We start from the raw sequence: 20,058 nt of genomic DNA on the forward strand, positions 1-20,058 counted from the left end.
CTTCCGGCGCCGCAGGGCGCGTTGACGTTGAAAGAGAGTGGTTACTTCGGTGGGGCGGCGAGCGTGGGGTCCGCCGGAGCGACCACGCCCATCGAGACGATGTATTTGAGGGCCGCATCCACGCTCATGTCGAGCTCGACACAGTCGCTCTTGCGCACCATCACAAAATACCCGCCGGTGGGGTTGGGGGTGGTGGGCACATACACGCTGACGAACTCGTCGCGCAGGTACGCGGCCACCTCGCCGCTGGGCGCCCCGGTGACAAACGCCACGGTCCAGACGCCATCGCGGGGCCACTGCACGAGCACAGCCTTGCGAAAGGCGTTGCCGCTCTCGGAGAACAGCGTGTCCGACACCTGCTTGACGCTGGAATAGATCGAGCGCACCACGGGAATGCGGTGCACCACCGCATCGCCCCACTCCACGAGCTTGCGGCCCGCGAAGTTGCTGGCGATGGCTCCCACCACCAGCAAGATCAGCAGGGTGAGGATCACCCCGAAACCGGGGACATGCACCCCCAGCAGTTTGTCAGGGTGCCATGCGCCGGGCAGGATCTGCAGGGTCTGGTCGAGCGTGCCCACGATCCAGTTGAGCACCCAGGCCGTGATGACGCCGGGAACAATGACCAGAAGGCCCGTCAACAGCCATTTGCGCAAGGCAGCCATGCCGGTCCTTAGCTCGACGATGCAGTAGAAGAACTGCCGCCAGCGCTTGTTGTGCTTGCGCTAGCAGCTTCTTTTTTAGGAGCATCGCCCGTGCTGGCAGGCGCTGCGGACTCAGACGGGGCAGTGCCCGCCTTGCTATCGGCGGCCGGTGCGGCGCTGCTGCCGCTACCGCCCCGGAAGTCGGTCACGTACCAGCCCGAGCCCTTGAGCTGAAAGCCTGCGGCCGTAACCTGCTTGGAGAAGGCCTCGGCACCGCAGGCGGGGCACACCGTGAGGGGCGCATCGGCAATTTTTTGCAGCACATCCTTGGCATGGCCGCAGGAGCCGCATTTGTAGGCGTAGATAGGCATGTCGGAATGTGGAAGGAAAGTGCAAAACCTTCAATTATAGGCGGCATGCCCATCCTCAAGCCCCTGGGGCCGCCTACCCTTCAGCTGGCGCTGCCTTCGTAGTGGGTGACATGGCCCTTGTGATCGTCGATCCACTGCGGGGCGAGCGAGCCGCCGATCATGCCCACCAGGGCCGCCAGCACACCGGCCAACTGCTGCGGGAAGGCTTCGGACAACATGGGGCTGGCCACGAACAGCAGCCACACGCCCAGGCCCATCACCACCGCCAGCAGCGCGCCTTGGGTGGTGGCGCGCTTCCAGTACAAACCGAACACCAGCGGCACAAAAGCCCCCACCAGAGGCACCTGGTAGGCACCCGACACCATTTCGTAGATGGACGTGCCCTGCATGGTGATGGCGTAGGTCAACACGCAGGCCGTAAACACCAGCACCGAAATACGCATGGCCTTGAGGGTCTGCTGGTCGGTCATGCCGGGGCGCAGGTTGTGCAGGATGTTTTCGACAAAAGTGGTGGATGGCGCCAGCAGGGTGGCCGAGGCCGTGGACATGATGGCCGAGAGCAGCGCTCCAAAAAACGCCACCTGCAGCATCAGCGGCATGCGCTCCATCACCAAAGTGGGCAGAATTTTCTGCGGATCATCCTTGAGCAGCGCCTGCGCCGTTTCGGGCATGACCAACACCGCAGCCGTCACCACGAACATGGGAATGAAGGCAAACAGCAGGTACAGCAAGCCACCGATCACGGGGCCCTTGCGCGCGGTCTCGGCACTATTGGAGGACATGACGCGCTGGAACACGTCCTGCTGCGGAATAGAGCCCAGCATCATGGTGATGGCGGCGGCGAAGAAGAAGGTCCAGTCCTTGACGCCCCCGGTCGGGAAGAACTGGAACTTGCCTTCGCGCGCTGCAAACTCGATCACCTTGCCCGCGCCGCCCGCCAGATCGGCCGCGTACCAGGCAATGGCCAGCAGGCCCACGCCGATGACGATCATCTGCACAAAATCGGTCATGGCCACCGACCACATGCCGCCATACAGCGTATAGACCAGCACGATCAGCGTGCCGATGACCATGCCCAGGGTGACGGACACGGCACCCTGCGTGAGCAGGTTGAACACCAGGCCCAGCGCGGTGATCTGCGCGGCCACCCAGCCCAGGTAGCTGAACATGATGATGGCCGAACACGCCACCTCGATCACCCGCCCATAACGCTGGCGGTAGTAGTCGCCCAGGGTGATCAGGTTCTTTTTATAGAGCTTGTAGGCAAAGAACAGCCCCACCAGCACCAGGCACATCGACGCGCCAAAGGGGTCTTCCACCACCGCGCCCAGGCCGCCATCCACAAAGCGGGCCGAGACCCCGAGCACGGTTTCCGAGCCGAACCAGGTGGCGAACGTGGTGGCGATCACCACCGCCAGGGGCAGACTGCGCCCCGCCACCGCGTAGTCGGCCGTGTTGTGCACACGGGTCGCGGCATACAGGCCCACGGCGATTGAGATCAGCAGGTACAGGACGATGAATGACAACAGCATGGTGCCGCTCCGAAGCTCCAGAGGTGGTTGCAAAAGGCACAGGGCGCGCACCGGACACTTTGTGCGGCAGCGCTACTGCACCGAAAAGGCCGAGGGGTCCTGGCCCCTTCTTCAAATTCGTAACAAAAGTTGCAGCGGATTATGAAGGCAACTTTTGTGCGCTAGAAAATCCGTATCCGAATGAAAAGCTGCATGGCCAAGAGGCCCAGCACAAAACCGACGCCGCCATAGATGATGGACTGCAGCAAGCGGTTGGTCCGGTTTTGGGCCTCCAACAGCTCGCGCAGCGCATGCTGCTGGTCTGCGGGCCGCTGGCGCAGCGCGTCATAGACCAGGCGCGGCAGCTCCGGGAGCAGCTTGGCGTAGTGCGGCGCCTCGGCGCGCAGCTCGCGCCACAGGCGCTGCGGGCCCATCTGCTCGAGCATCCACTTTTCAAGGAAGGGCTTGGCGGTGCTCCACAGGTCGAGCTCAGGGTCGAGCTGTCGACCCAGGCCTTCGATGTTGAGCAGCGTTTTTTGCAGCAGCACCAACTGGGGCTGGATTTCGACGTGGAATCGGCGCGAGGTCTGGAACAGGCGCATCAGCACCATGCCCAGCGAGATTTCCTTGAGCGGACGGTCGAAATACGGCTCGCACACGGTGCGGATGGCCGATTCGAGGTCGTTCACGCGTGTCTCGGGCGGCACCCAGCCGCTTTCGATGTGCAACTCGGCCACGCGCTTGTAGTCGCGCCGGAAGAACGCCACGAAGTTCTGCGCCAGGTATTCCTTGTCCGATTCGGTGAGCGTGCCCACGATGCCGAAGTCGAGCGAGATGTAGCGCCCGAACGTGGCCGGGTCCAGGCTCACCTGGATGTTGCCTGGGTGCATGTCGGCGTGAAAGAACCCGTCGCGGAACACCTGGGTGAAGAAGATGGTGACGCCATCACGCGCCAGCTTGGGAATGTCCACGCCCGCTTCGCGCAGGCGCTCGACCTGGCTGATGGGCACGCCGTTCATGCGCTGCATAACCATGACCTCGGCATGGCAGAAGTCCCAAAAGATCTCGGGGATCAGCACCAGGTCCAGCCCCTGCATGTTGCGGCGCAGCTGCGCCGCGTTGGCGGCCTCGCGCACCAGGTCCAGCTCGTCGTGCAGGTAGTTGTCGAACTCTGCCACCACCTCGCGGGGCTTGAGCCGCTTGCCATCGGCCGACAGGCTTTCCACCCAGCCCGCCATCATGCGCATCAGGCTCAGGTCTTTTTCGATCACGGGCAGCATGCCGGGGCGCAGCACCTTGACGGCGACTTCACGCTCTTGCCCGGTACGGTCGCGCAGCGTGGCAAAGTGCACCTGGGCGATCGAGGCGCTGGCCACGGGCGTGCGGTCGAACGAGGTGAAAACCTCGTCCACCGGGCGGCGGAAGGCGCGCTCGATGGTGGCGATGGCGACATCCGGGTCAAAAGGCGGCACCCGGTCCTGCAGGCGTGCCAGTTCGTCGGCAATGTCAGCGGGCAGCAGGTCGCGTCGCGTGGACAACACCTGGCCGAACTTGACGAAGATGGGCCCCAGGCGCTCCAGCGCCTCCCGCAGGCGCTGGCCGCGCGGAGCATCCAGATTGCGCCCGACAGACAGAACGCGCGAGATCATCCGCAGCCAGGGCTTCTGGAAGCTGTCAAGCACCAGGCCATCGAGGCCGTAGCGGAACACCACCCACAGGATGGCCACGCCGCGCAGAAAGCGCTTCATGCGTCGGCCCGGCCGGTGCCAGCGTTGTGGGGCGAGAGGGGCACGGGTGCGGATGCCGGCGACGACGGCGCCGTGGCACCAGCGGCCATGCGCGAGCCCACGAACTGGCGCAGCGCCTGCGCCGCCCGGCCGGCCACCTGCGCCACCGTGTGCGCGGGGGCGTCGCCGATCACGCGGGCCAGGTCTTCCTCGACATCCCAGCGCACATGGTCCACCAGCCAGTTGATTTCGGCCGCCAGTTGCACGTCCCCTTCAATGCGGATAGCAGGCTTGTCGCCCCGCAGGGCGCCTTGGGCCAGGGTGAAGGGCGAGGTTTCGGTCACTTCCAGCCGCAGATCCGGCACGGCGGTCTCGGGGGCGAGGTTGAACAAGCCTGCGGGCGTGATGACCAGCGCCAGCGAATACACGCGCCACTGCACGCGCGCGACGCGGCCTTTTTGCCGCACCAGGCGGTCCATGGCCTCTTTTTCTTGCATAAGGACATGGTTGAGAAACAGCACCAAGCGTTGCTGTACCTCATGCACCAGCCATTGCGGGGGTTGCGGCCCGGCGGCCATCCGCTCGAAAAGACCGTTCAGAAAAGGAAAAGGGGACTGTGGTGTTGCCATAGTCCCCGATTATTCCCTGAACTGGAATGCCCCTTGTACAGGGGCCTCCGTCCTGGCCTTGATTTACTGCAAGGCCTGCACACCAGCCACCAGCCAGCCGCTGTTGCCTGCCTTGGGCTTGGTCATGTTCCACACTTCGCGGAAGGGGCTCGGGCCTGCCGAGGGCTCTTCGCGGATCATGCCGGAGAACTCGACGCTGGCCATGTAGCCGTCGCCCAGGTCTTCGATGCCCAGCAACTGGGCTTCGATCATGACCACATCGGTGTGGTTGGGCTGCACGCCGCGGTGCGCTTCACGCTCCGTCAGCTGGGTGCGGATCTCGTCCAGCATGCTGTCCGTCATCATGGAACGCAGCGTGGAGATGTCCGAGCGGTCCCAGGCGGCCTGCAGCGTAACGAAGTTGCGCTTGGCGGCGGTCAAGAAGCCATCCGTGTCGAAATCGGCCGGAACACCCCAGTTCTGAGAGCCCGACAGGCCCGAACCGATCACCACGCCCGTGCCACCTTGCTGCGCACCGCGCGAGGCGTCAAACGCCATGCTGCTGCGCTCCCAAGGGCGTGCCGAGGCGTCGTTGCCCACGTTGTTGGGGCTGTACTGCGGCGGCACTTGTGCAGCCGCTGGGGTGGTAGCCCCTGCACCAGCACCCTGGAAGGCGAACGGAGCGCCACCTGCTGCGGCGCCACCGCCGTTGCCAGCACCGCTGCGTGCGCGCATCACCATCTTGAAGATGGCAAACGCGGCCACGGCCAGCAGGAGGATCATCAGGATATTGGCAAAACCCGCGCCCAGGCCCAGCGAACTGGCCAGCCAGGCCAGGCCGAGGCCAGCGGCCAGGCCGCCCAGCATCGCGCCCCAGGGCTTCTTGGGTGCGGCAGCAGGCGCTGCCGTGGCGGGCTTGGCCGCCGCAGCGCTGTTGTTGACGTTCTGGGCCGGTGCACCCGGCGTTGCGGGCGGGGTTGCCGAATCGCGCTGGGTCACGTTGCTCGACTGCTTGCCCATCGATTTGCCACCGCCCATACGCTTGGCATCGGCGTCAGCGTGCGCCAACGCCAGCATCGCGACCAACACCACAGACCACAGTTTCATCATGACTTCTCCGTCTCCGTTAATGACCGAGCAACACGCTCAGCACTTGATTCCAACATGCAGGGCCACAATGCCTCCCGTCATGTTGTGATAGTCCACATGCCCAAAGCCATTTTTTTGCATGAGGCTTTTGAGTTCTTCCTGCCCTGGGTGCATGCGGATGGACTCCGCCAGGTAGCGGTAGCTCGCATCGTCGCCCGCCACCAGCTTGCCCAACTGGGGCAGCACCTTGAACGAATACCAGTCGTACACCTTGGTCAGCGGCTGGGCCACTTTCGAGAATTCCAGCACCAGCAGCTTGCCGCCAGGCTTGAGCACCCGGCACATCTCGGCGATCGCCTGGTCCTTGTGCGTCATGTTGCGCAGGCCAAACGCCACGCTCACCACGTCGAAATGCGCGTCCGGAAACGGCAGCTTTTCGGCGTCGCACACCAGGGTGGGCAGCACCACACCCGCGTCGATGAGGCGGTCGCGCCCCACGCGCAGCATGGCTTCGTTGATGTCTGTGTGCACCACGCGGCCGGTGGCGCCCACCTTTTTGGAGAACGCCAGCGCCAGATCGCCCGTGCCGCCCGCGATGTCCAGCACCTGGCTGCCTTCGCTGAGGTTGGCCACCATCACGGTGTAGGCCTTCCAGGCACGGTGCAGGCCCGCCGACATGAGGTCGTTCATCACGTCGTATTTGGAGGCCACGGAGTCGAACACACCGCGCACGCGGCGCGCCTTGTCCTGCTCATCCACCGACTGAAAACCGAAATGCGTGGTGCTCATAAGAATCATGCTAGGCGCCTGGGCGCCAGAGGTACAGCGACAACCCCGCACTGGTATGGGGCTTGTGTCGCAATTTGGACAACGCTATTCAAAGAAAAATGGCCGCTAGCGCTTATCCATATTGCGCAAGCAGCTCCTCTTTAAATAGCACATCAATCAACAGGGGCTTGTGCAGCCGCCCCTCATACGGATTCGCGTTCGATCACATTAGTCCGTTCGGACTGAGCCTGTCGAAGCCTCGCGCGGCGCTTCGACAAGCTCAGCGTGAACGGTTTTGTATTTTTGAATGCAGATTGGTATCAATGGCCGCCGCAGCCGTGCCCGCCCGCAGGCGCCTTGGGCGCCATGGGGGCATCACGGTCCGCGCCCGCAGCGGCCAGGCGCTCGACGTATTGGGCCCACAGCGCTTCCTGCTTCTGGCCCAGCTCGTAGAGGTAGTCCCAGGTGAAGATGCCGCTGTCGTGGCCGTCGGAGAACGTGGGTTTGACCGCGTAGTTGCCCACCGGCTCCAGGTTCACCAACTCCACGTCGCGCTTGCCGGTCTGCAGCACCTCTTGGCCGGGGCCGTGGCCCTGCACCTCGGCCGAGGGCGAATACACCCGCATCAGCTCGAACGGAATGCGGAAGGTGGCACCGTCAGAGAACCCCACTTCGAGCACCCGCGATGCACCATGCACCGTGAGCGCCTGCGGGGTGGGCGCGCCCGCTTTCAAACCTGCCATGGATGTCCCCTGTGAGAAAACTGTGTGTTGTGGATTGTCAGGGCAACGGCAGCGCGGCCAGCCGGGGCAGCAAGGCGGCTTCCAGCTGTGGCAGCCGCGCGCGCACGGCTTCTTCCTGCGCGGCCGGGCTCACACGCTGGGCTGCTGCCCACACGGGCGCGGGGAAGTGGCTGTCCCAGTCGAACCGGGCAATCACATGCCAGTGCAGGTGCGGCACCATGTTGCCCAGTGCCGCGATGTTGACCTTGGTGGGCGCCAGGTGCTCGCGCAGGGCCTGCTCCACCAGCGTTACGGCGTCCATGCAGTGCGCGCGCTCGGCGGCCGACAGGTCGGAGAACTCGGCCACATGCGCGTTCCACACCACGCGGTAGAACGCGGGGAAGCCCGCCTCATTCGCACGGATCACGCGCAGGCGGGCGCGGCGCCAGACGAGCGCGCCGCCGTCCTCGGCGCACAAAGGGCACGCCACGTCGGCCATCACACCAGAACCCGCTCGATGCCACCGCCGTTGGCGCGCTGCACGTAGTCGGGCATCCAGTTCTCGCCCAGAATCTCGCGCGCCATCTCGACCACGATGTAGTCGGCTTCGAGCAAACCGTTGTTCAGGTCATCCTGGTAGCGGTTCAGGCCCTGCAGGCAGCTGGGGCAGCTGGTGAGGATTTTCACGTTGTCCTTCTCGCCCACGGCGCCGCTCTCGCGCAGCTTGGCCTCGCCCTTCTTGATTTCCTCTTCCTTGCGGAACCGCACCTGGGTCGACACGTCCGGCCGCGTCACGCCCAGCGTGCCGGACTCGCCACAGCAGCGCTCGCTCTTGAGCACCTGCTCGCCCACCAGCGCTTTCACGGTCTTCATCGAATCCTGCTGCTTCATGGGGTTGTGGCAGGGCTCGTGGTACAGGTAGGCGCCCTTGCCCTGCAGCGCAATCCCCTTCTCCAGCAAATACTCGTGGATGTCGATGATGCGGCTGCCGGGGAAGATCTTGTCGAACTCGTAGCCCTGCAACTGGTCGTAGCAGGTGCCGCAGCTCACCACCACGGTCTTGATGTCGAGGTAGTTGAGCGTGTTGGCCACGCGGTGGAAGAGCACCCGGTTGTCGGTGATCATCTTCTCGGCCTTGTCGAACTGGCCGCTGCCACGCTGCGGGTAGCCGCAGCACAGGTAACCCGGCGGCAGCACGGTCTGCACGCCCGCATGCCAGAGCATGGCCTGGGTCGCCAGACCCACTTGCGAGAACAAGCGCTCGGAGCCGCAGCCGGGGAAATAGAACACCGCCTCCGTCTCGGCCGTGGTGGCGGCCGGGTCGCGGATGATGGGCACGTAGTCCTTGTTCTCGATGTCGAGCAGCGCCCGCGCCGTTTTCTTGGGCAGGCCGCCGGGCAGCTTCTTGTTGATGAAGTGGATCACCTGCTCCTTGACGGGCGCCATGCCCACCGTCGCCGGTGGCTTGGCCGTCTGCTTGCGGGCCACTTTGCGCAGCAGGTCCACAGCCATGCGCTGGGCCTTGAAGCCCACGCCCACCATGGCCGAACGCATGAACTTGATGGTGTCGGGGCTGGTGGCATTGAGCATGGTCATCGCCAGCGCGTTGCCAGGGCGGAAGCTCTTCTTGCCCATCTTGCGCAGCAGGTTGCGCATGTTCATGGTGACGTCGCCGAAGTCGATCTTCACCGGGCAGGGGCTTTCGCATTTGTGGCACACCGTGCAGTGGTCGGCCACGTCTTCAAACTCCTGCCAGTGCTTGATGGACACGCCACGGCGGGTCTGCTCTTCGTACAAAAACGCTTCGACCAACAGCGAGGTCGCCAAAATTTTGTTGCGCGGGCTGTAGAGCAGGTTGGCGCGTGGCACATGGGTGGAGCACACGGGCTTGCACTTGCCGCAGCGCAGGCAGTCCTTGACGCTGTCGGCGATCGCGCCGATGTCGCTCTGCTGCATGATCAGCGACTCATGCCCCATCAGGCCGAAGCTGGGCGTGTAGGCATTCGTCAGGTCGGCATACAGCGCATTTTTTGAAGCCAAATCGGCTTCCAGCGCTTTCCCATCAAGCGCAACAAGCTCCTGATTTCGTAGCAACTTACCCTTATTGAAACGGCCCTCCGGATCCACCTTCTGCTTGTATTGGGCGAATGGGCGCAGTTCGTCGTCGGTCAAAAACTCGAGCTTGGTGATGCCGATGCCGTGCTCGCCCGAGATCACGCCATCGAGGCTGCGCGCCAGCACCATGATGCGTGCCACCGCCTCGTGCGCCGTCTGCAGCATTTCGTAATCGTCGCTGTTGACGGGCAGGTTGGTGTGCACATTGCCGTCGCCCGCGTGCATGTGCAGCGCCACCCACACGCGGCCCTTGAGCACGCGCTTGTGGATGGCCACGGCCTCGTCCAGGATGGGCTTGAACGCCGCGCCGGTGAAGATGCCTTGCAACGGCCCGCGCAACTGGGTCTTCCAGCTCGCGCGCAGCGTGTGGTCTTGCAGCTCTGGGAACAGCGCCTCCACACCCTGCAGCCAGCCCTGCCACAGGGCGCGGACTTCTTGCACCAGGGCGATGGCCTGGGCCACGCGCTCCTGCAGCAGCTCGGGCGAGGGCACTTCGTCGTCGGCATCGTGTTTGCCCAGGGGCAGGTTGCCACGCTCGAAGAACTCGGTGAGCGCATCGCACAGCTTGATCTTGTTGCGCAAGCTCAATTCGATGTTGATGCGCTCGATGCCGTCGGTGTACTCGGCCATACGTGGCAGCGGGATCACCACGTCTTCGTTGATCTTGAACGCGTTGGTGTGGCGGCTGATGGCGGCCGTCTTCTTGCGGTCGGCCCAGAATTTTTTGCGCGCTTCGGCCGTGATGGCCACAAAACCCTCACCGCTGCGGGTGTTGGCCAGGCGCACGACCTCGCTGGTCACGCGGGCCACGTCGTCGGCGTTGTCACCGGCGATGTCGCCAATCAGCACCATTTTGGGCAGGCCGCCATTGCCTTTTTTGCTCTTGGTGGCGTAGCCCACGGCCTTCAGGTAGCGGTCGTCCAGGTGCTCCAGGCCCGCCAGCAACACGCCGCTGCGCTTTTGCTCGGCGAACATGAAGTCCTTGATCTCGACAATGCTGGGCACGGCGTGTTTGGCGTTGCCGAAGAACTCCAGGCACACGGTGCGCGTGTGCTCGGGCATGCGGTGCACCACCCAGCGCGCACTGGTGATGAGGCCGTCGCAGCCCTCTTTCTGGATGCCGGGCAGGCCCGAGAGGAACTTGTCCGTCACGTCCTTGCCCAAGCCTTCCTTGCGGAAGGTCTTGCCGGGGATGGCCAGGCGCTCGGTGCGCACTGGCGTTTTGCCGTCGGCCTCGAAATACTGCAGATCGAAGGTGGCCGTCTCCGCATCATGGATCTTGCCCATGTTGTGGTCCAGGCGGGTCACTTCGAGCCACTGGGCGTCGGGCGTCACCATGCGCCAGCTGACCAGGTTGTCGAGCGCCGTGCCCCAGAGCACAGCCTTCTTGCCGCCCGCATTCATGGCGATGTTGCCGCCAATGCACGAAGCCTCGGCGCTGGTCGGGTCCACCGCAAACACAAAACCCGCGCGCTCGGCCGCGTCGGCCACGCGCTGGGTCACCACGCCGGCTTCGGTCCACACCGTGCCGACTTCACTGTCCATGCCCGGCAGGCGGCGCATTTCCACCTCGGTCATGGCTTCGAGCTTTTCGGTGTTGATGACCACGCTCTTCCAGGTGAGCGGAATGGCACCGCCGGTGTAGCCCGTGCCGCCCCCACGCGGAATGATGGTCAGCCCCAGCTCGATACAGCCCTTGACCAGGCCCGCCATCTCGGTCTCGGTGTCCGGCGTGAGCACCACAAACGGGTATTCGACGCGCCAGTCGGTCGCGTCGGTCACGTGGCTCACGCGCGAGAGACCGTCGAACTTGATGTTGTCCTTGGCCGTGAGGCGGCCCAGCGTTTTCTGGATCTGGCGGCGCAGTTGCGCGGCCTGCTCGAACTTGGCGTCGAACTCGGCCACGGCGCGGCGTGCGGCCACAACCAGCTCACCCACCAGGCGGTCGCGCCCGGCGTCGTCGGCGGGGGTGCGGCGCTTTTCGATCTCGGCCAGGCGGTGGTTCAGGGCCTCGACCAGCAGCTTGCGGCGGGCCGGGTTGTCCAGCAGGTCATCTTGCAGGTACGGATTGCGCTGCACCACCCAGATGTCGCCCAGCACCTCATACAGCATGCGGGCCGAGCGACCCGTGCGGCGCTCCTTGCGCAGTTGGTCCAGCAGATCCCATGCGGGAGACCCCAGCAGGCGGATCACGATCTCCCGGTCGGAGAACGAGGTGTAGTTATAGGGAATCTCGCGCAGACGCACAGGCTCGGCGGCCTGCGTCTGCAAGGCAGCCAACGCAATCGGAACATTCATGGGGTCAACCTGGGGCGGGCGCTAAGCGCCCATGAGCCTTGGGGGCATGATTTTAAGCGAGCGCCCCTGCCAACGCTGGGCAGGGGGCTGGGGCGGTCTGGAGCCGCCTCTCTACAACCGTCAGAACAACACGCGGCTGCGCAGCGTGCCGCCGACCTTGGCGAGCTTGTCCAGCGCCAGGTCGGACGAGGCCGCGTCGATATCGATCACCACGTAACCGACCTTCTCGTTGGTCTGCAGGTACTGGGCCGCGATGTTGATCTGGTTGTCGGAAAAAATGCGGTTGATCTCGGACAAGACACCCGGCACGTTGCGGTGAACGTGCAGCAGGCGGTGCTTGCCGGGGTGGGCGGGCAGCGCCACCTCGGGGAAGTTGACCGACGAGGTGCTGGTGCCGTTGTCGCTGTACTTGACGAGTTTTTCGGCCACTTCGAGGCCAATGTTGGCCTGTGCCTCCATGGTGGAGCCGCCAATGTGGGGCGTGAGGATCACGTTGTCCAGCCCGCGCAGGGGCGACAAAAACTCGTCCTTGTTGGTGCGTGGCTCCACCGGAAACACGTCGATGGCCGCGCCCAGCAGCTTTTGGGCCTTGAGCGCTTCGGCCAGGGCTTCGATCGCCACCACCGTGCCGCGCGCGGCATTAATGAGGATGCCGCCGGGTTTCATGGCCGCGATCTCGGCCGCGCCGATCATGCCTTCGGTGGAGGGCAGCTCGGGCACATGCAGGCTCACGATGTCGCTTTGGGCGAGCAGATCGTGCAGCTTGTGCACCTGGCGCGCATTGCCCAGGGGCAGTTTGTTGACCACGTCAAAAAACGCCACGTGCATGCCCAGCGCCTCGGCCAGCACCGACAACTGCGTGCCGATGGAGCCGTAGCCCACGATTCCCAGAGTCTTTCCTCTAATCTCGTAGGCGTTGTCGGCCGACTTGAGCCAACCGCCCCGGTGCGCCACCGCGTTTTTCTCAGGAATGCCGCGCAAGAGCAGGATGGCCTCGGCCAGCACCAGCTCGGCCACCGAGCGGGTGTTGGAATACGGCGCGTTGAAGACGGCAATGCCGCGCTCGCGGGCCGCGTTCAGGTCGACCTGGTTGGTGCCAATACAAAAACAGCCCACGGCCACCAGCTTGTGCGCATGGGCGAACACCTCGTCGGTGAGCTGGGTGCGCGAGCGGATGCCCACAAAGTGCACGTCTGCGATCTTGCGCTTGAGTTCATCGTCCGGCAACGCACCCGACACCGTTTCGATCTGGGTGTAGCCCGCCGCACGGATCACGTCCACCGCAGAGGAATGGATGCCCTCCAGCAACAAAAATTTGATCTTGTTCTTGTCCAGCGAATTGGTGGCCATGGCAGTGAAAGGTTGGTGGTTGAAAGACATGCGGCGACCCAAAAGGCCGCCCACAAAGCGGCAGGCATCACTATGCACCAAGGATGGTGCATTGCACAAAACCTTGCAGCGCTCGGCAAATGGCTGCGCGACTGTCACAAAAGGGTCACAATCGCACCCCTTGCGGGCACCCCACGGGGTTTCCCCCGTTGTTGCAGGCCATGGGGTCTGCGACAACGACACACTCCCGTCACATTGGCCGAATACCCTTCGGCCCTTGTGCATTTCGTCATTCTTGGAGATACATACATGCAACTCAAGCATCTGGCGCTCTCTGCGGCCATCGCACTGTCGGTCAGCGTCCCTGCGCAAGCCCAACAGGTAGAGATTCAGTGGTGGCACTCGATGAACGCTGCGCTCGGCGACTGGGTGAACGACCTGGCCAAGCAGTACAACGCCAGCCAGACAAAGTACAAGGTGGTGCCCACATACAAGGGCACGTATGACGAATCCATGACAGGCGCCGTGGCTGCCTTCCGCGCGGGCAATGCCCCACACATCGTGCAGGTGTTTGAAGTGGGCACGGCCACCATGATGTCCAGCAAGGGCGCCATCGTGCCTGCGGGCAAGGTCCTGAACGATGCGGGCTTCAAGTTCGATCCCAGCGCCTACGTGCCTGCCGTGGCCGGCTTCTACACCGCGCCCAACGGCCAGATGCTGAGCTACCCACTGAACAGCTCCACCACGGTGTTCTATTACAACAAGGACGCCTTCAAGAAGGCGGGCCTGGACGCCGACAAGCCGCCCAAGACCTGGCCCGAAGTGTTTGCCGCCGCCTCCAAGCTCAAGGCCAGCGGCCACAGCTGCCCGTTCACCACCAGCTGGATCAGCTGGACGCAGCTCGAAAGCTTCTCGCTGTGGCACAACACGCTGTTCGCCTCCAAGAACAACGGCTTTGACGGCAACGATGCCAAGCTGGAAATCAACACCCCGCTGCATGTGCGCCACTTCGAGAACCTGGCCAAGGCCTCCAAGGACGGCAGCTTTGTCTACAAGGGCCGTGGCAACGTGCCAGACGCGTCCTTCCCCTCGGGTGAGTGCGCCATGATCACCGGCTCGTCGGGCCTGTACGCCCGCGTGGCCCGCGAGGCCAAGTTCGCCTACGGCATCTCCACCCTGCCCTACTACCCTGATGTGAAGGGCGCGCCCCAGAACACCGCCATCGGCGGCGCCAGCCTGTGGGTGATGTCGGGCAAGAAGGCCGAGGAATACAAGGGCGTGGCCGACTTCCTGAACTTCCTGAACGACACCAAGGTGCAGGCCGCCAGCCACCAGCGCACGGGCTATCTGCCCGTGACCATGGGCGCCTACAAGCTGACCGAGGCATCGGGCTTCTATGAAAAGCACCCCGGCACCGACGTGGCCGTGACGCAGATGATCCGCAAAACCACCGACAAGTCGCGCGGCATCCGCCTGGGCAACTTCGTGCAGGTGCGCGCCATCATCGACGAGGAAACAGAACAAATCTGGTCGGGCAAGAAGACCGTGAAGGAAGCCCTGGACACTGCTGTCTCGCGCGGCAACGAGCAACTGGCTCGCTTCGCACGCGCCAACAAGTAAGCACAACTGCCGAAAGCCTGCCGATGCCGCCCCGCAGCCTAGCCGGGTGGCATTGAAAGCCCGCCGCCCCGTCAACCATCTGGTTCACGGGGCGGCGGGGTTTTCTTTTTAAGAGTTTCGACATGGAAAAACGCGTACTTTTTCGCTCCGCATGGCTGCCTTGGGTGCTTCTGGCGCCCCAACTGGCCATCATCAGCGTCTTCTTTTTCTGGCCCGCGGGCCAGGCCCTGGTGCAATCGTTCCAGATACAAGACACCTTCGGCTTCTCCACGGAATGGGTGGGGCTGGACAACTTCAAGGCCCTTTTCTCAGACCCTGGCTACCTGGCGTCATTCAAGACCACGGCCTTTTTCTCCATCCTGGTGGCGGTGAGCGGCATCAGCCTGTCGCTGTTCCTGGCGATCTTTGCCGACCGCATCATCAAGGGCGCGCTGGTGTACAAGACCGCGCTGCTGCTGCCCTACGCCGTGGCCCCCGCAGTGGCGGGCGTGTTGTGGATGTTCATGTTCTCGCCATCGCTGGGCGTGGTGTCCTACCTGCTGCGCCAGTCGGGCTTTGACTGGAACCACATGCTCAACTCCAACCACGCGATGGCGCTGATCGTGATCGCGGCGGTGTGGAAGCAGATCTCCTACAACTTCCTGTTCTTCCTTGCGGGGCTGCAGTCCATCCCCAAGTCGCTGATCGAGGCCGCCGCCATCGACGGCGCGGGCCCCTGGCGCCGGTTCTGGAGCATCCAGTTCCCGCTGCTCTCGCCCACCACGTTCTTCCTCTTGGTGATCAACGTCGTGTATGCGTTTTTCGACACCTTCGCCATCGTGGACTCGACCACGCAGGGCGGGCCGGGGCGCGACACCTCCATCCTGGTCTACAAGGTGTACCACGACGGCTTCAAGGCCATGGACATGGGCGGCTCGGCCGCGCAGTCGGTGGTGCTGATGGTCATCGTGGTGGTGCTCACCGTGGTCCAGTTCCGCTACGTCGAGAAGAAAGTGCAGTATTGATATGAAGCACCCCCTGAGTCGCCTGCGGCGCCTTCCCCCTCAAGGGGGACGACGCCCTCGCTGCGGGGCGGCCCTTTCTCGGCGTCCCTGGCTTGGGCAGCGCCGGTTTCATGCGCCGTCGATAGTGCTCAGCACAATGAAAGATTGAAATGGTTGAACGTAGTCCTTATCTCACCGCGTTCTCGCACCTCATCATGGTGCTGGGCGTGATCATCGTCGGCTTTCCGCTGTACCTGGCCTTCGTGGCGTCCACCCACACCGCGCAGGACATCGTGCAGGTGCCCATGCCCATGGTGCCCGGCAACAACTTCTGGCAGACCTACCACGACGCCCTGTTTGGCGGTGGCGCGGGCGCGGGTTCTACCGCCCCCGTGGCCCGCATGATGTGGGTGAGCTTTGTCACCGCCATCGTCATCACCGTGGGCAAGATCGCGATCTCGCTGCTGTCGGCGTTTGCCATCGTGTACTTCCGCTTTCCCTTCAAGGGCATCTGCTTTTGGCTGATCTTCATCACGCTGATGCTGCCGGTGGAAGTGCGCATCGGCCCCACCTACCAGGTGGTGTCCGACCTGGGCATGCTCAACAGCTATGCGGGCCTCACGGTGCCGCTGATCGCGTCGGCCACGGCCACCTTCTTGTTCCGGCAGTTCTTCCTCACCGTGCCGGACGAGCTGGTGGAAGCCGCCCGCGTGGACGGCGCCGGCCCCATGCGCTTTTTCAAGGACATCCTGGTGCCGCTGTCGCGCACGTCCATCGCCGCGCTGTTCGTGATCCAGTTCATCTACGGCTGGAACCAGTACCTGTGGCCGCTGCTCGTGACCACCTCGGAAGACATGTACCCCGTGGTCATCGGCATCAAGCGCATGCTGGCTGGCGGCGATGCGGGCAATGAATGGAACATCGTGATGGCCACGGCCCTCCTGGCCATGTTGCCGCCTGCGCTGGTGGTGGTGCTCATGCAGCGCTGGTTCGTCAAGGGCCTGGTGGACACCGAAAAGTAAGCACAAATACAAGCAAAAACAGCCTCTACCGCTTTAAGAATAAGCGCTAACGGCTACCAAATTCATAGCAAAATGGCATCTCTCTCCCTTCGCAACATCATCAAGCGCTACGGGCACGGGCCCAAGGCCAACCAGGTCATCCACGGCGTGAACGCCGAGGTGAAAGACGGCGAGTTCGTCGTCATCGTCGGCCCCTCGGGCTGCGGCAAATCCACCCTGCTGCGCATGGTGGCGGGCCTGGAGGAAATCTCCGGCGGCGAACTGCGCATTGGCGACCGCGTGGTGAACGACCTGGAACCCGCCCAGCGCGACATCGCCATGGTGTTCCAGAACTACGCGCTCTACCCGCACATGACGAACTTCGAGAACATGGCCTACGGCCTGAAGATCGCCAAGGTGCCCAAGGAGGAAATCAAGGCGCGCGTGGACAAGGCCGCCAAGATCCTCGAACTCGGCCACCTGCTCGAACGCAAGCCGCGCGAGCTGTCGGGCGGCCAGCGCCAGCGCGTGGCCATGGGCCGGGCCATCGTGCGCCAACCGCAGGTGTTTTTGTTCGACGAACCCTTGTCCAACCTCGACGCCAAGCTGCGCGCCCAGACCCGCCTCGAAATCCAGAAGCTGCACCGCGAGCTGGGCATCACCAGCCTGTTCGTCACACACGACCAGGTCGAGGCCATGACCCTGGCCGAGCGCATGATCGTGATGAACGCGGGCAACATGGAGCAGTTCGGCACGCCCGAAGAGGTCTATCACACGCCCGCTTCCACTTTCGTGGCCAGCTTCATCGGCTCGCCGCCGATGAACCTGCTCAAGAACGCGCCGGGCGGCAAGCAGGGCATGATTCTGGGCATTCGCCCCGAGCACCTGGACATCGGCCCGGACGGTTGGGAAGTCACGGTGGAAACGGTGGAACTGCTCGGCGCCGAGCGCCTGATCTATGCCCGCATGGGCGACGATGCACTCATCGTGCGCATCGAAGAAGGTCGCCCCGCCCCGCGCACCGGCGACACACTGCGTGTGGCCCCGCGCGAAGACCGCCTGCACTGGTTCGACGCCGCCAGCGGCAAACGCCTGGCGACCTGATAGCCCAAGGCCACCCGTCCGGTTATTGGCAGACCCTGTTGCGCCCCGTGCGCTTGGCCCGGTACAGCGCTGCATCGGCACGCTGAATGCATGCCTGTACCGACTCCTCATCGTTCCACAGGGCCACGCCCACTGAGGCCGTCACCGTCAGTGGCTCCGGCTCGCGCAGCACAGGGGTCTGAGCCAGCCGTGTGCACATGTCCTGCGCCTTATTCAGCAGGCTGTCCTCGTGCACCGGCATCAGCACGCACAAAAACTCTTCCCCGCCCCACCGCGCCAACAGATCCGTTTCGCGCAGTTGCGCCTTGACCCGGGCCGCAACGGCCACCAGCACCGCATCACCGACGTCGTGGCCATGGTTGTCGTTGATCGACTTGAAATGGTCCAGGTCCAGCATCACGACGCCCACACTCGTAGGGCTGCGCGCCCTGCGCCGCTCCTCTTGGTGCAGGGCATCCATCAGGGCGCGTCGGTTCAGGCATTGGGTGAGCGGATCAATGGTCGCCAGCAACTGGACACGCTCCAGCGCCTGCGCCAGTTCCTGGTTGCTTTGCTCCAGCTTTTGCGCCAGCTTGCGCCGCGCCACGTCGCCCTCGATGTCATGGCGATGCACCGTGTAGGCCGAGAACCCGTAGAGCTGAAGCATCACCACCACCACCACTGCGCTCAGTGCCCACATCATCTGCTGTCCACCCACAGGCTCCAGCGCACCCGCCATCCACTGCGGGGTGGCAAGCCCCAAGCAGAAGGTCAACAAAATAGGCCAGTGCGTGCTGAGGTTGTGGATGGCAAACAGGCCCACGGTCACCATCCCGACCGTCATCATTAAAAAAACCGTTGAATTCGGCTGCAACCCAGGGAGCACGGCCCCACTGCCCCAAGCCACCCCGAGAAAATAGAAATAAACCGTCAACCCATGTAACCAGCGCCACCGCCGCGCCGAAGAATCCAGGACCTTTTTCAACCGGCCGACAAACCACAGGTTCAGCATCTCCATCACCAGCAGACTGCCCACCCACAGCTCCAGCAGATGCACCGACACCACGTCTCGCATCACCCAGGCCATGAATCCAAAACCAAGAAACGACACACAAGACGAAAACTGCTGCCTCTTGATCAGCACCTGAGCCAGACCTGCTTCGATCGCATTTTTGTCCACATCGTCCAGCACGACATCGCTGGCAGCATGGTTCTTAGCTTCATGCATTGATGACCTTTGATCGGCCTGTAAACAGGCCATTTATGAATTTTCAGGGTAGCGACCATGGCACTGAAGCGCAAGCAGACACACCCGACAATCCAGCAATACACTTCGGTTTTGTGACCATTGCGGCAGTACCAAGGACACCGCCCGGCGCAGGCCACGCCCCTACCCATGAGCAGCAGCACCATGACGCAACTTTCCCCCTGGCCCTACCCCCGCTGGATCGCCCACCGAGGCGCTGGCAAGCTCGCCCCCGAAAACACCCTGGCCGCGTTCCGCCTGGGCGCGCAACACGGCTACCGCATGTTTGAGTGCGATGCCAAGCTCAGTTCCGACGGCGTGCCGTTTCTGATGCACGACGCCACGCTGCCGCGCACCACCAACAGCGCCCAGGTGCTGGGCGCCTCGGCCAGCACCACGGGGGGCGACCATCCCTGGTCCGTGCTGTCGCAGCTCGACGCGGGCGGCTGGCATTCGCGCGGCCATGCGGGCGAGCCGCTGCCCACGCTGGAGAACATGGCGCGTTACTGCCTGGCCAACGGTTTTTTCCTCAACATCGAGATCAAGCCCACGCCGGGCCTCGAAGAAAAAACCGGGCAGGTGGTGGGCACGCTGTGCGCAGGCCTGTGGCAAAACCAGGCCGTGCCGCCGCTGTTCTCGTCATTCAAGCCCGAGGCCCTGGCAGGCGCCATGGCCACGGCGCCCCACATCCCCCGCGCGCTGCTGATCGATGCCCTGTGGGACGGCTACCTCGACGTGGCCCGCCAGTTGGAATGCGTGGCCATCGTGTGCAACCACGCGCTGTGGGATAGCGCCCTGGTGGCCCAGGTCAAAGGCCTGGGCATGCGCACGCTGAGCTACACGGTGAACGATGAGTGGGCTGCGCAGCGGCTCATCGACCTCAAGACGGACGGGATCATCACCGACCGGGTGGACCTCTTCGCGCCCGCAGCGGGCTGAACAG

17 protein-coding genes are annotated in these 20,058 nt (G+C 63.8%); 5 read left to right on the forward strand and 12 right to left on the reverse strand.

What is annotated here, in order from left to right; all coding sequences use genetic code 11:
• Nucleotides 1-41: 41 nt before the first annotated feature.
• The 11 genes from Q0105_RS13725 to serA form a co-directional block, all read right to left on the reverse strand.
• The gene (locus Q0105_RS13725) at nt 42-665 is read right to left on the reverse strand and encodes a DUF502 domain-containing protein (protein WP_298212696.1); all 624 of its coding nucleotides are present in this window, start codon (nt 663-665) and stop codon (nt 42-44) included.
• Between the two features lie 8 nt (nt 666-673).
• Nucleotides 674-1,015, reverse strand: coding sequence for an FmdB family zinc ribbon protein (locus Q0105_RS13730; protein WP_298212697.1), 342 nt, complete (start codon nt 1,013-1,015; stop codon nt 674-676).
• Nucleotides 1,016-1,095: 80 nt separating this feature from the next.
• Nucleotides 1,096-2,547, reverse strand: coding sequence for a sodium:solute symporter family protein (locus Q0105_RS13735; RefSeq protein ID WP_298212698.1), 1,452 nt, complete (start codon nt 2,545-2,547; stop codon nt 1,096-1,098).
• A gap of 161 nt (nt 2,548-2,708) precedes the next feature.
• Nucleotides 2,709-4,274 (reverse strand): ubiquinone biosynthesis regulatory protein kinase UbiB, encoded by a 1,566-nt coding sequence (gene ubiB, locus Q0105_RS13740; protein ID WP_298212699.1) that lies wholly within the window; start codon nt 4,272-4,274, stop codon nt 2,709-2,711.
• On the reverse strand, nt 4,271-4,882 hold the full coding sequence (locus Q0105_RS13745; protein WP_298212700.1) for a hypothetical protein: 612 nt from the start codon (nt 4,880-4,882) through the stop codon (nt 4,271-4,273). Before Q0105_RS13745 ends, ubiB begins: the two co-directional genes overlap by 4 nt.
• Before the next feature lie 63 nt (nt 4,883-4,945).
• The gene (locus Q0105_RS13750) at nt 4,946-5,971 is read right to left on the reverse strand and encodes a TIM44-like domain-containing protein (protein WP_298212701.1); all 1,026 of its coding nucleotides are present in this window, start codon (nt 5,969-5,971) and stop codon (nt 4,946-4,948) included.
• Between the two features lie 36 nt (nt 5,972-6,007).
• On the reverse strand, nt 6,008-6,739 hold the full coding sequence (ubiE, locus tag Q0105_RS13755; protein WP_298212702.1) for a bifunctional demethylmenaquinone methyltransferase/2-methoxy-6-polyprenyl-1,4-benzoquinol methylase UbiE: 732 nt from the start codon (nt 6,737-6,739) through the stop codon (nt 6,008-6,010).
• Between the two features lie 299 nt (nt 6,740-7,038).
• Nucleotides 7,039-7,461: a DUF971 domain-containing protein gene (locus Q0105_RS13760; protein WP_298212703.1), complete on the reverse strand. Its 423-nt coding sequence runs from the start codon at nt 7,459-7,461 to the stop codon at nt 7,039-7,041.
• A gap of 37 nt (nt 7,462-7,498) precedes the next feature.
• The gene (locus Q0105_RS13765; protein WP_298212704.1) at nt 7,499-7,939 is read right to left on the reverse strand and encodes an HIT family protein; all 441 of its coding nucleotides are present in this window, start codon (nt 7,937-7,939) and stop codon (nt 7,499-7,501) included.
• Complete coding sequence (locus tag Q0105_RS13770) at nt 7,939-11,853, reverse strand: FAD/FMN-binding oxidoreductase (RefSeq protein WP_298212705.1); 3,915 nt, start codon at nt 11,851-11,853, stop codon at nt 7,939-7,941. The genes Q0105_RS13765 and Q0105_RS13770 overlap by 1 nt, the downstream gene beginning before the upstream one ends.
• A gap of 120 nt (nt 11,854-11,973) precedes the next feature.
• Nucleotides 11,974-13,203, reverse strand: coding sequence for a phosphoglycerate dehydrogenase (gene serA / locus Q0105_RS13775; protein ID WP_298212706.1), 1,230 nt, complete (start codon nt 13,201-13,203; stop codon nt 11,974-11,976).
• A 288-nt stretch (nt 13,204-13,491) separates the two neighbouring features.
• Between serA and ugpB the strand changes: the two genes are divergently transcribed.
• From ugpB to Q0105_RS13795, 4 genes are all read left to right on the forward strand, one after another.
• Complete coding sequence (ugpB, locus tag Q0105_RS13780) at nt 13,492-14,802, forward strand: sn-glycerol-3-phosphate ABC transporter substrate-binding protein UgpB (RefSeq protein WP_298212707.1); 1,311 nt, start codon at nt 13,492-13,494, stop codon at nt 14,800-14,802.
• Between the two features lie 122 nt (nt 14,803-14,924).
• On the forward strand, nt 14,925-15,806 hold the full coding sequence (gene ugpA, locus Q0105_RS13785) for a sn-glycerol-3-phosphate ABC transporter permease UgpA (RefSeq protein ID WP_298212708.1): 882 nt from the start codon (nt 14,925-14,927) through the stop codon (nt 15,804-15,806).
• Between the two features lie 149 nt (nt 15,807-15,955).
• On the forward strand, nt 15,956-16,807 hold the full coding sequence (gene ugpE, locus Q0105_RS13790; protein WP_298212709.1) for a sn-glycerol-3-phosphate ABC transporter permease UgpE: 852 nt from the start codon (nt 15,956-15,958) through the stop codon (nt 16,805-16,807).
• A 72-nt stretch (nt 16,808-16,879) separates the two neighbouring features.
• A complete protein-coding gene (locus tag Q0105_RS13795) occupies nt 16,880-17,890 on the forward strand; it encodes a sn-glycerol-3-phosphate import ATP-binding protein UgpC (RefSeq protein ID WP_298212710.1) in 1,011 nt (336 codons plus the stop codon).
• Between the two features lie 22 nt (nt 17,891-17,912).
• Here the strand turns inward: Q0105_RS13795 and Q0105_RS13800 are convergent, their stop codons facing one another.
• Nucleotides 17,913-19,130: a GGDEF domain-containing protein gene (locus tag Q0105_RS13800; RefSeq protein ID WP_298212711.1), complete on the reverse strand. Its 1,218-nt coding sequence runs from the start codon at nt 19,128-19,130 to the stop codon at nt 17,913-17,915.
• A gap of 150 nt (nt 19,131-19,280) precedes the next feature.
• Here Q0105_RS13800 and ugpQ point away from each other — a divergent pair, with 150 nt between their 5' ends.
• Nucleotides 19,281-20,054, forward strand: a complete 774-nt coding sequence (gene ugpQ / locus Q0105_RS13805; protein ID WP_298212712.1) for a glycerophosphodiester phosphodiesterase — start codon at nt 19,281-19,283, stop codon at nt 20,052-20,054.
• The last annotated feature ends 4 nt before the right edge of the window (nt 20,055-20,058 follow it).

The sequence above is a fragment of the Acidovorax sp. genome, assembly GCF_027492855.1.
GTDB lineage: Bacteria > Pseudomonadota > Gammaproteobacteria > Burkholderiales > Burkholderiaceae_C > Acidovorax.

What these genes read in the sequence shown, in the direction of transcription:
- Q0105_RS13725 (WP_298212696.1), bottom strand. Translation starts at nt 665, where the DNA reads ATGGCTGCCTTGCGCAAATGGCTGTTGACGGGCCTTCTGGTCATTGTT.
- Q0105_RS13730 (WP_298212697.1), bottom strand. Translation starts at nt 1,015, where the DNA reads ATGCCTATCTACGCCTACAAATGCGGCTCCTGCGGCCATGCCAAGGAT.
- Q0105_RS13735 (WP_298212698.1), bottom strand. Translation starts at nt 2,547, where the DNA reads ATGCTGTTGTCATTCATCGTCCTGTACCTGCTGATCTCAATCGCCGTG.
- ubiB (WP_298212699.1), bottom strand. Translation starts at nt 4,274, where the DNA reads ATGAAGCGCTTTCTGCGCGGCGTGGCCATCCTGTGGGTGGTGTTCCGC.
- Q0105_RS13745 (WP_298212700.1), bottom strand. Translation starts at nt 4,882, where the DNA reads ATGGCAACACCACAGTCCCCTTTTCCTTTTCTGAACGGTCTTTTCGAG.
- Q0105_RS13750 (WP_298212701.1), bottom strand. Translation starts at nt 5,971, where the DNA reads ATGATGAAACTGTGGTCTGTGGTGTTGGTCGCGATGCTGGCGTTGGCG.
- ubiE (WP_298212702.1), bottom strand. Translation starts at nt 6,739, where the DNA reads ATGAGCACCACGCATTTCGGTTTTCAGTCGGTGGATGAGCAGGACAAG.
- Q0105_RS13760 (WP_298212703.1), bottom strand. Translation starts at nt 7,461, where the DNA reads ATGGCAGGTTTGAAAGCGGGCGCGCCCACCCCGCAGGCGCTCACGGTG.
- Q0105_RS13765 (WP_298212704.1), bottom strand. Translation starts at nt 7,939, where the DNA reads ATGGCCGACGTGGCGTGCCCTTTGTGCGCCGAGGACGGCGGCGCGCTC.
- Q0105_RS13770 (WP_298212705.1), bottom strand. Translation starts at nt 11,853, where the DNA reads ATGAATGTTCCGATTGCGTTGGCTGCCTTGCAGACGCAGGCCGCCGAG.
- serA (WP_298212706.1), bottom strand. Translation starts at nt 13,203, where the DNA reads ATGGCCACCAATTCGCTGGACAAGAACAAGATCAAATTTTTGTTGCTG.
- ugpB (WP_298212707.1), top strand. Translation starts at nt 13,492, where the DNA reads ATGCAACTCAAGCATCTGGCGCTCTCTGCGGCCATCGCACTGTCGGTC.
- ugpA (WP_298212708.1), top strand. Translation starts at nt 14,925, where the DNA reads ATGGAAAAACGCGTACTTTTTCGCTCCGCATGGCTGCCTTGGGTGCTT.
- ugpE (WP_298212709.1), top strand. Translation starts at nt 15,956, where the DNA reads ATGGTTGAACGTAGTCCTTATCTCACCGCGTTCTCGCACCTCATCATG.
- Q0105_RS13795 (WP_298212710.1), top strand. Translation starts at nt 16,880, where the DNA reads ATGGCATCTCTCTCCCTTCGCAACATCATCAAGCGCTACGGGCACGGG.
- Q0105_RS13800 (WP_298212711.1), bottom strand. Translation starts at nt 19,130, where the DNA reads ATGGCCTGTTTACAGGCCGATCAAAGGTCATCAATGCATGAAGCTAAG.
- ugpQ (WP_298212712.1), top strand. Translation starts at nt 19,281, where the DNA reads ATGACGCAACTTTCCCCCTGGCCCTACCCCCGCTGGATCGCCCACCGA.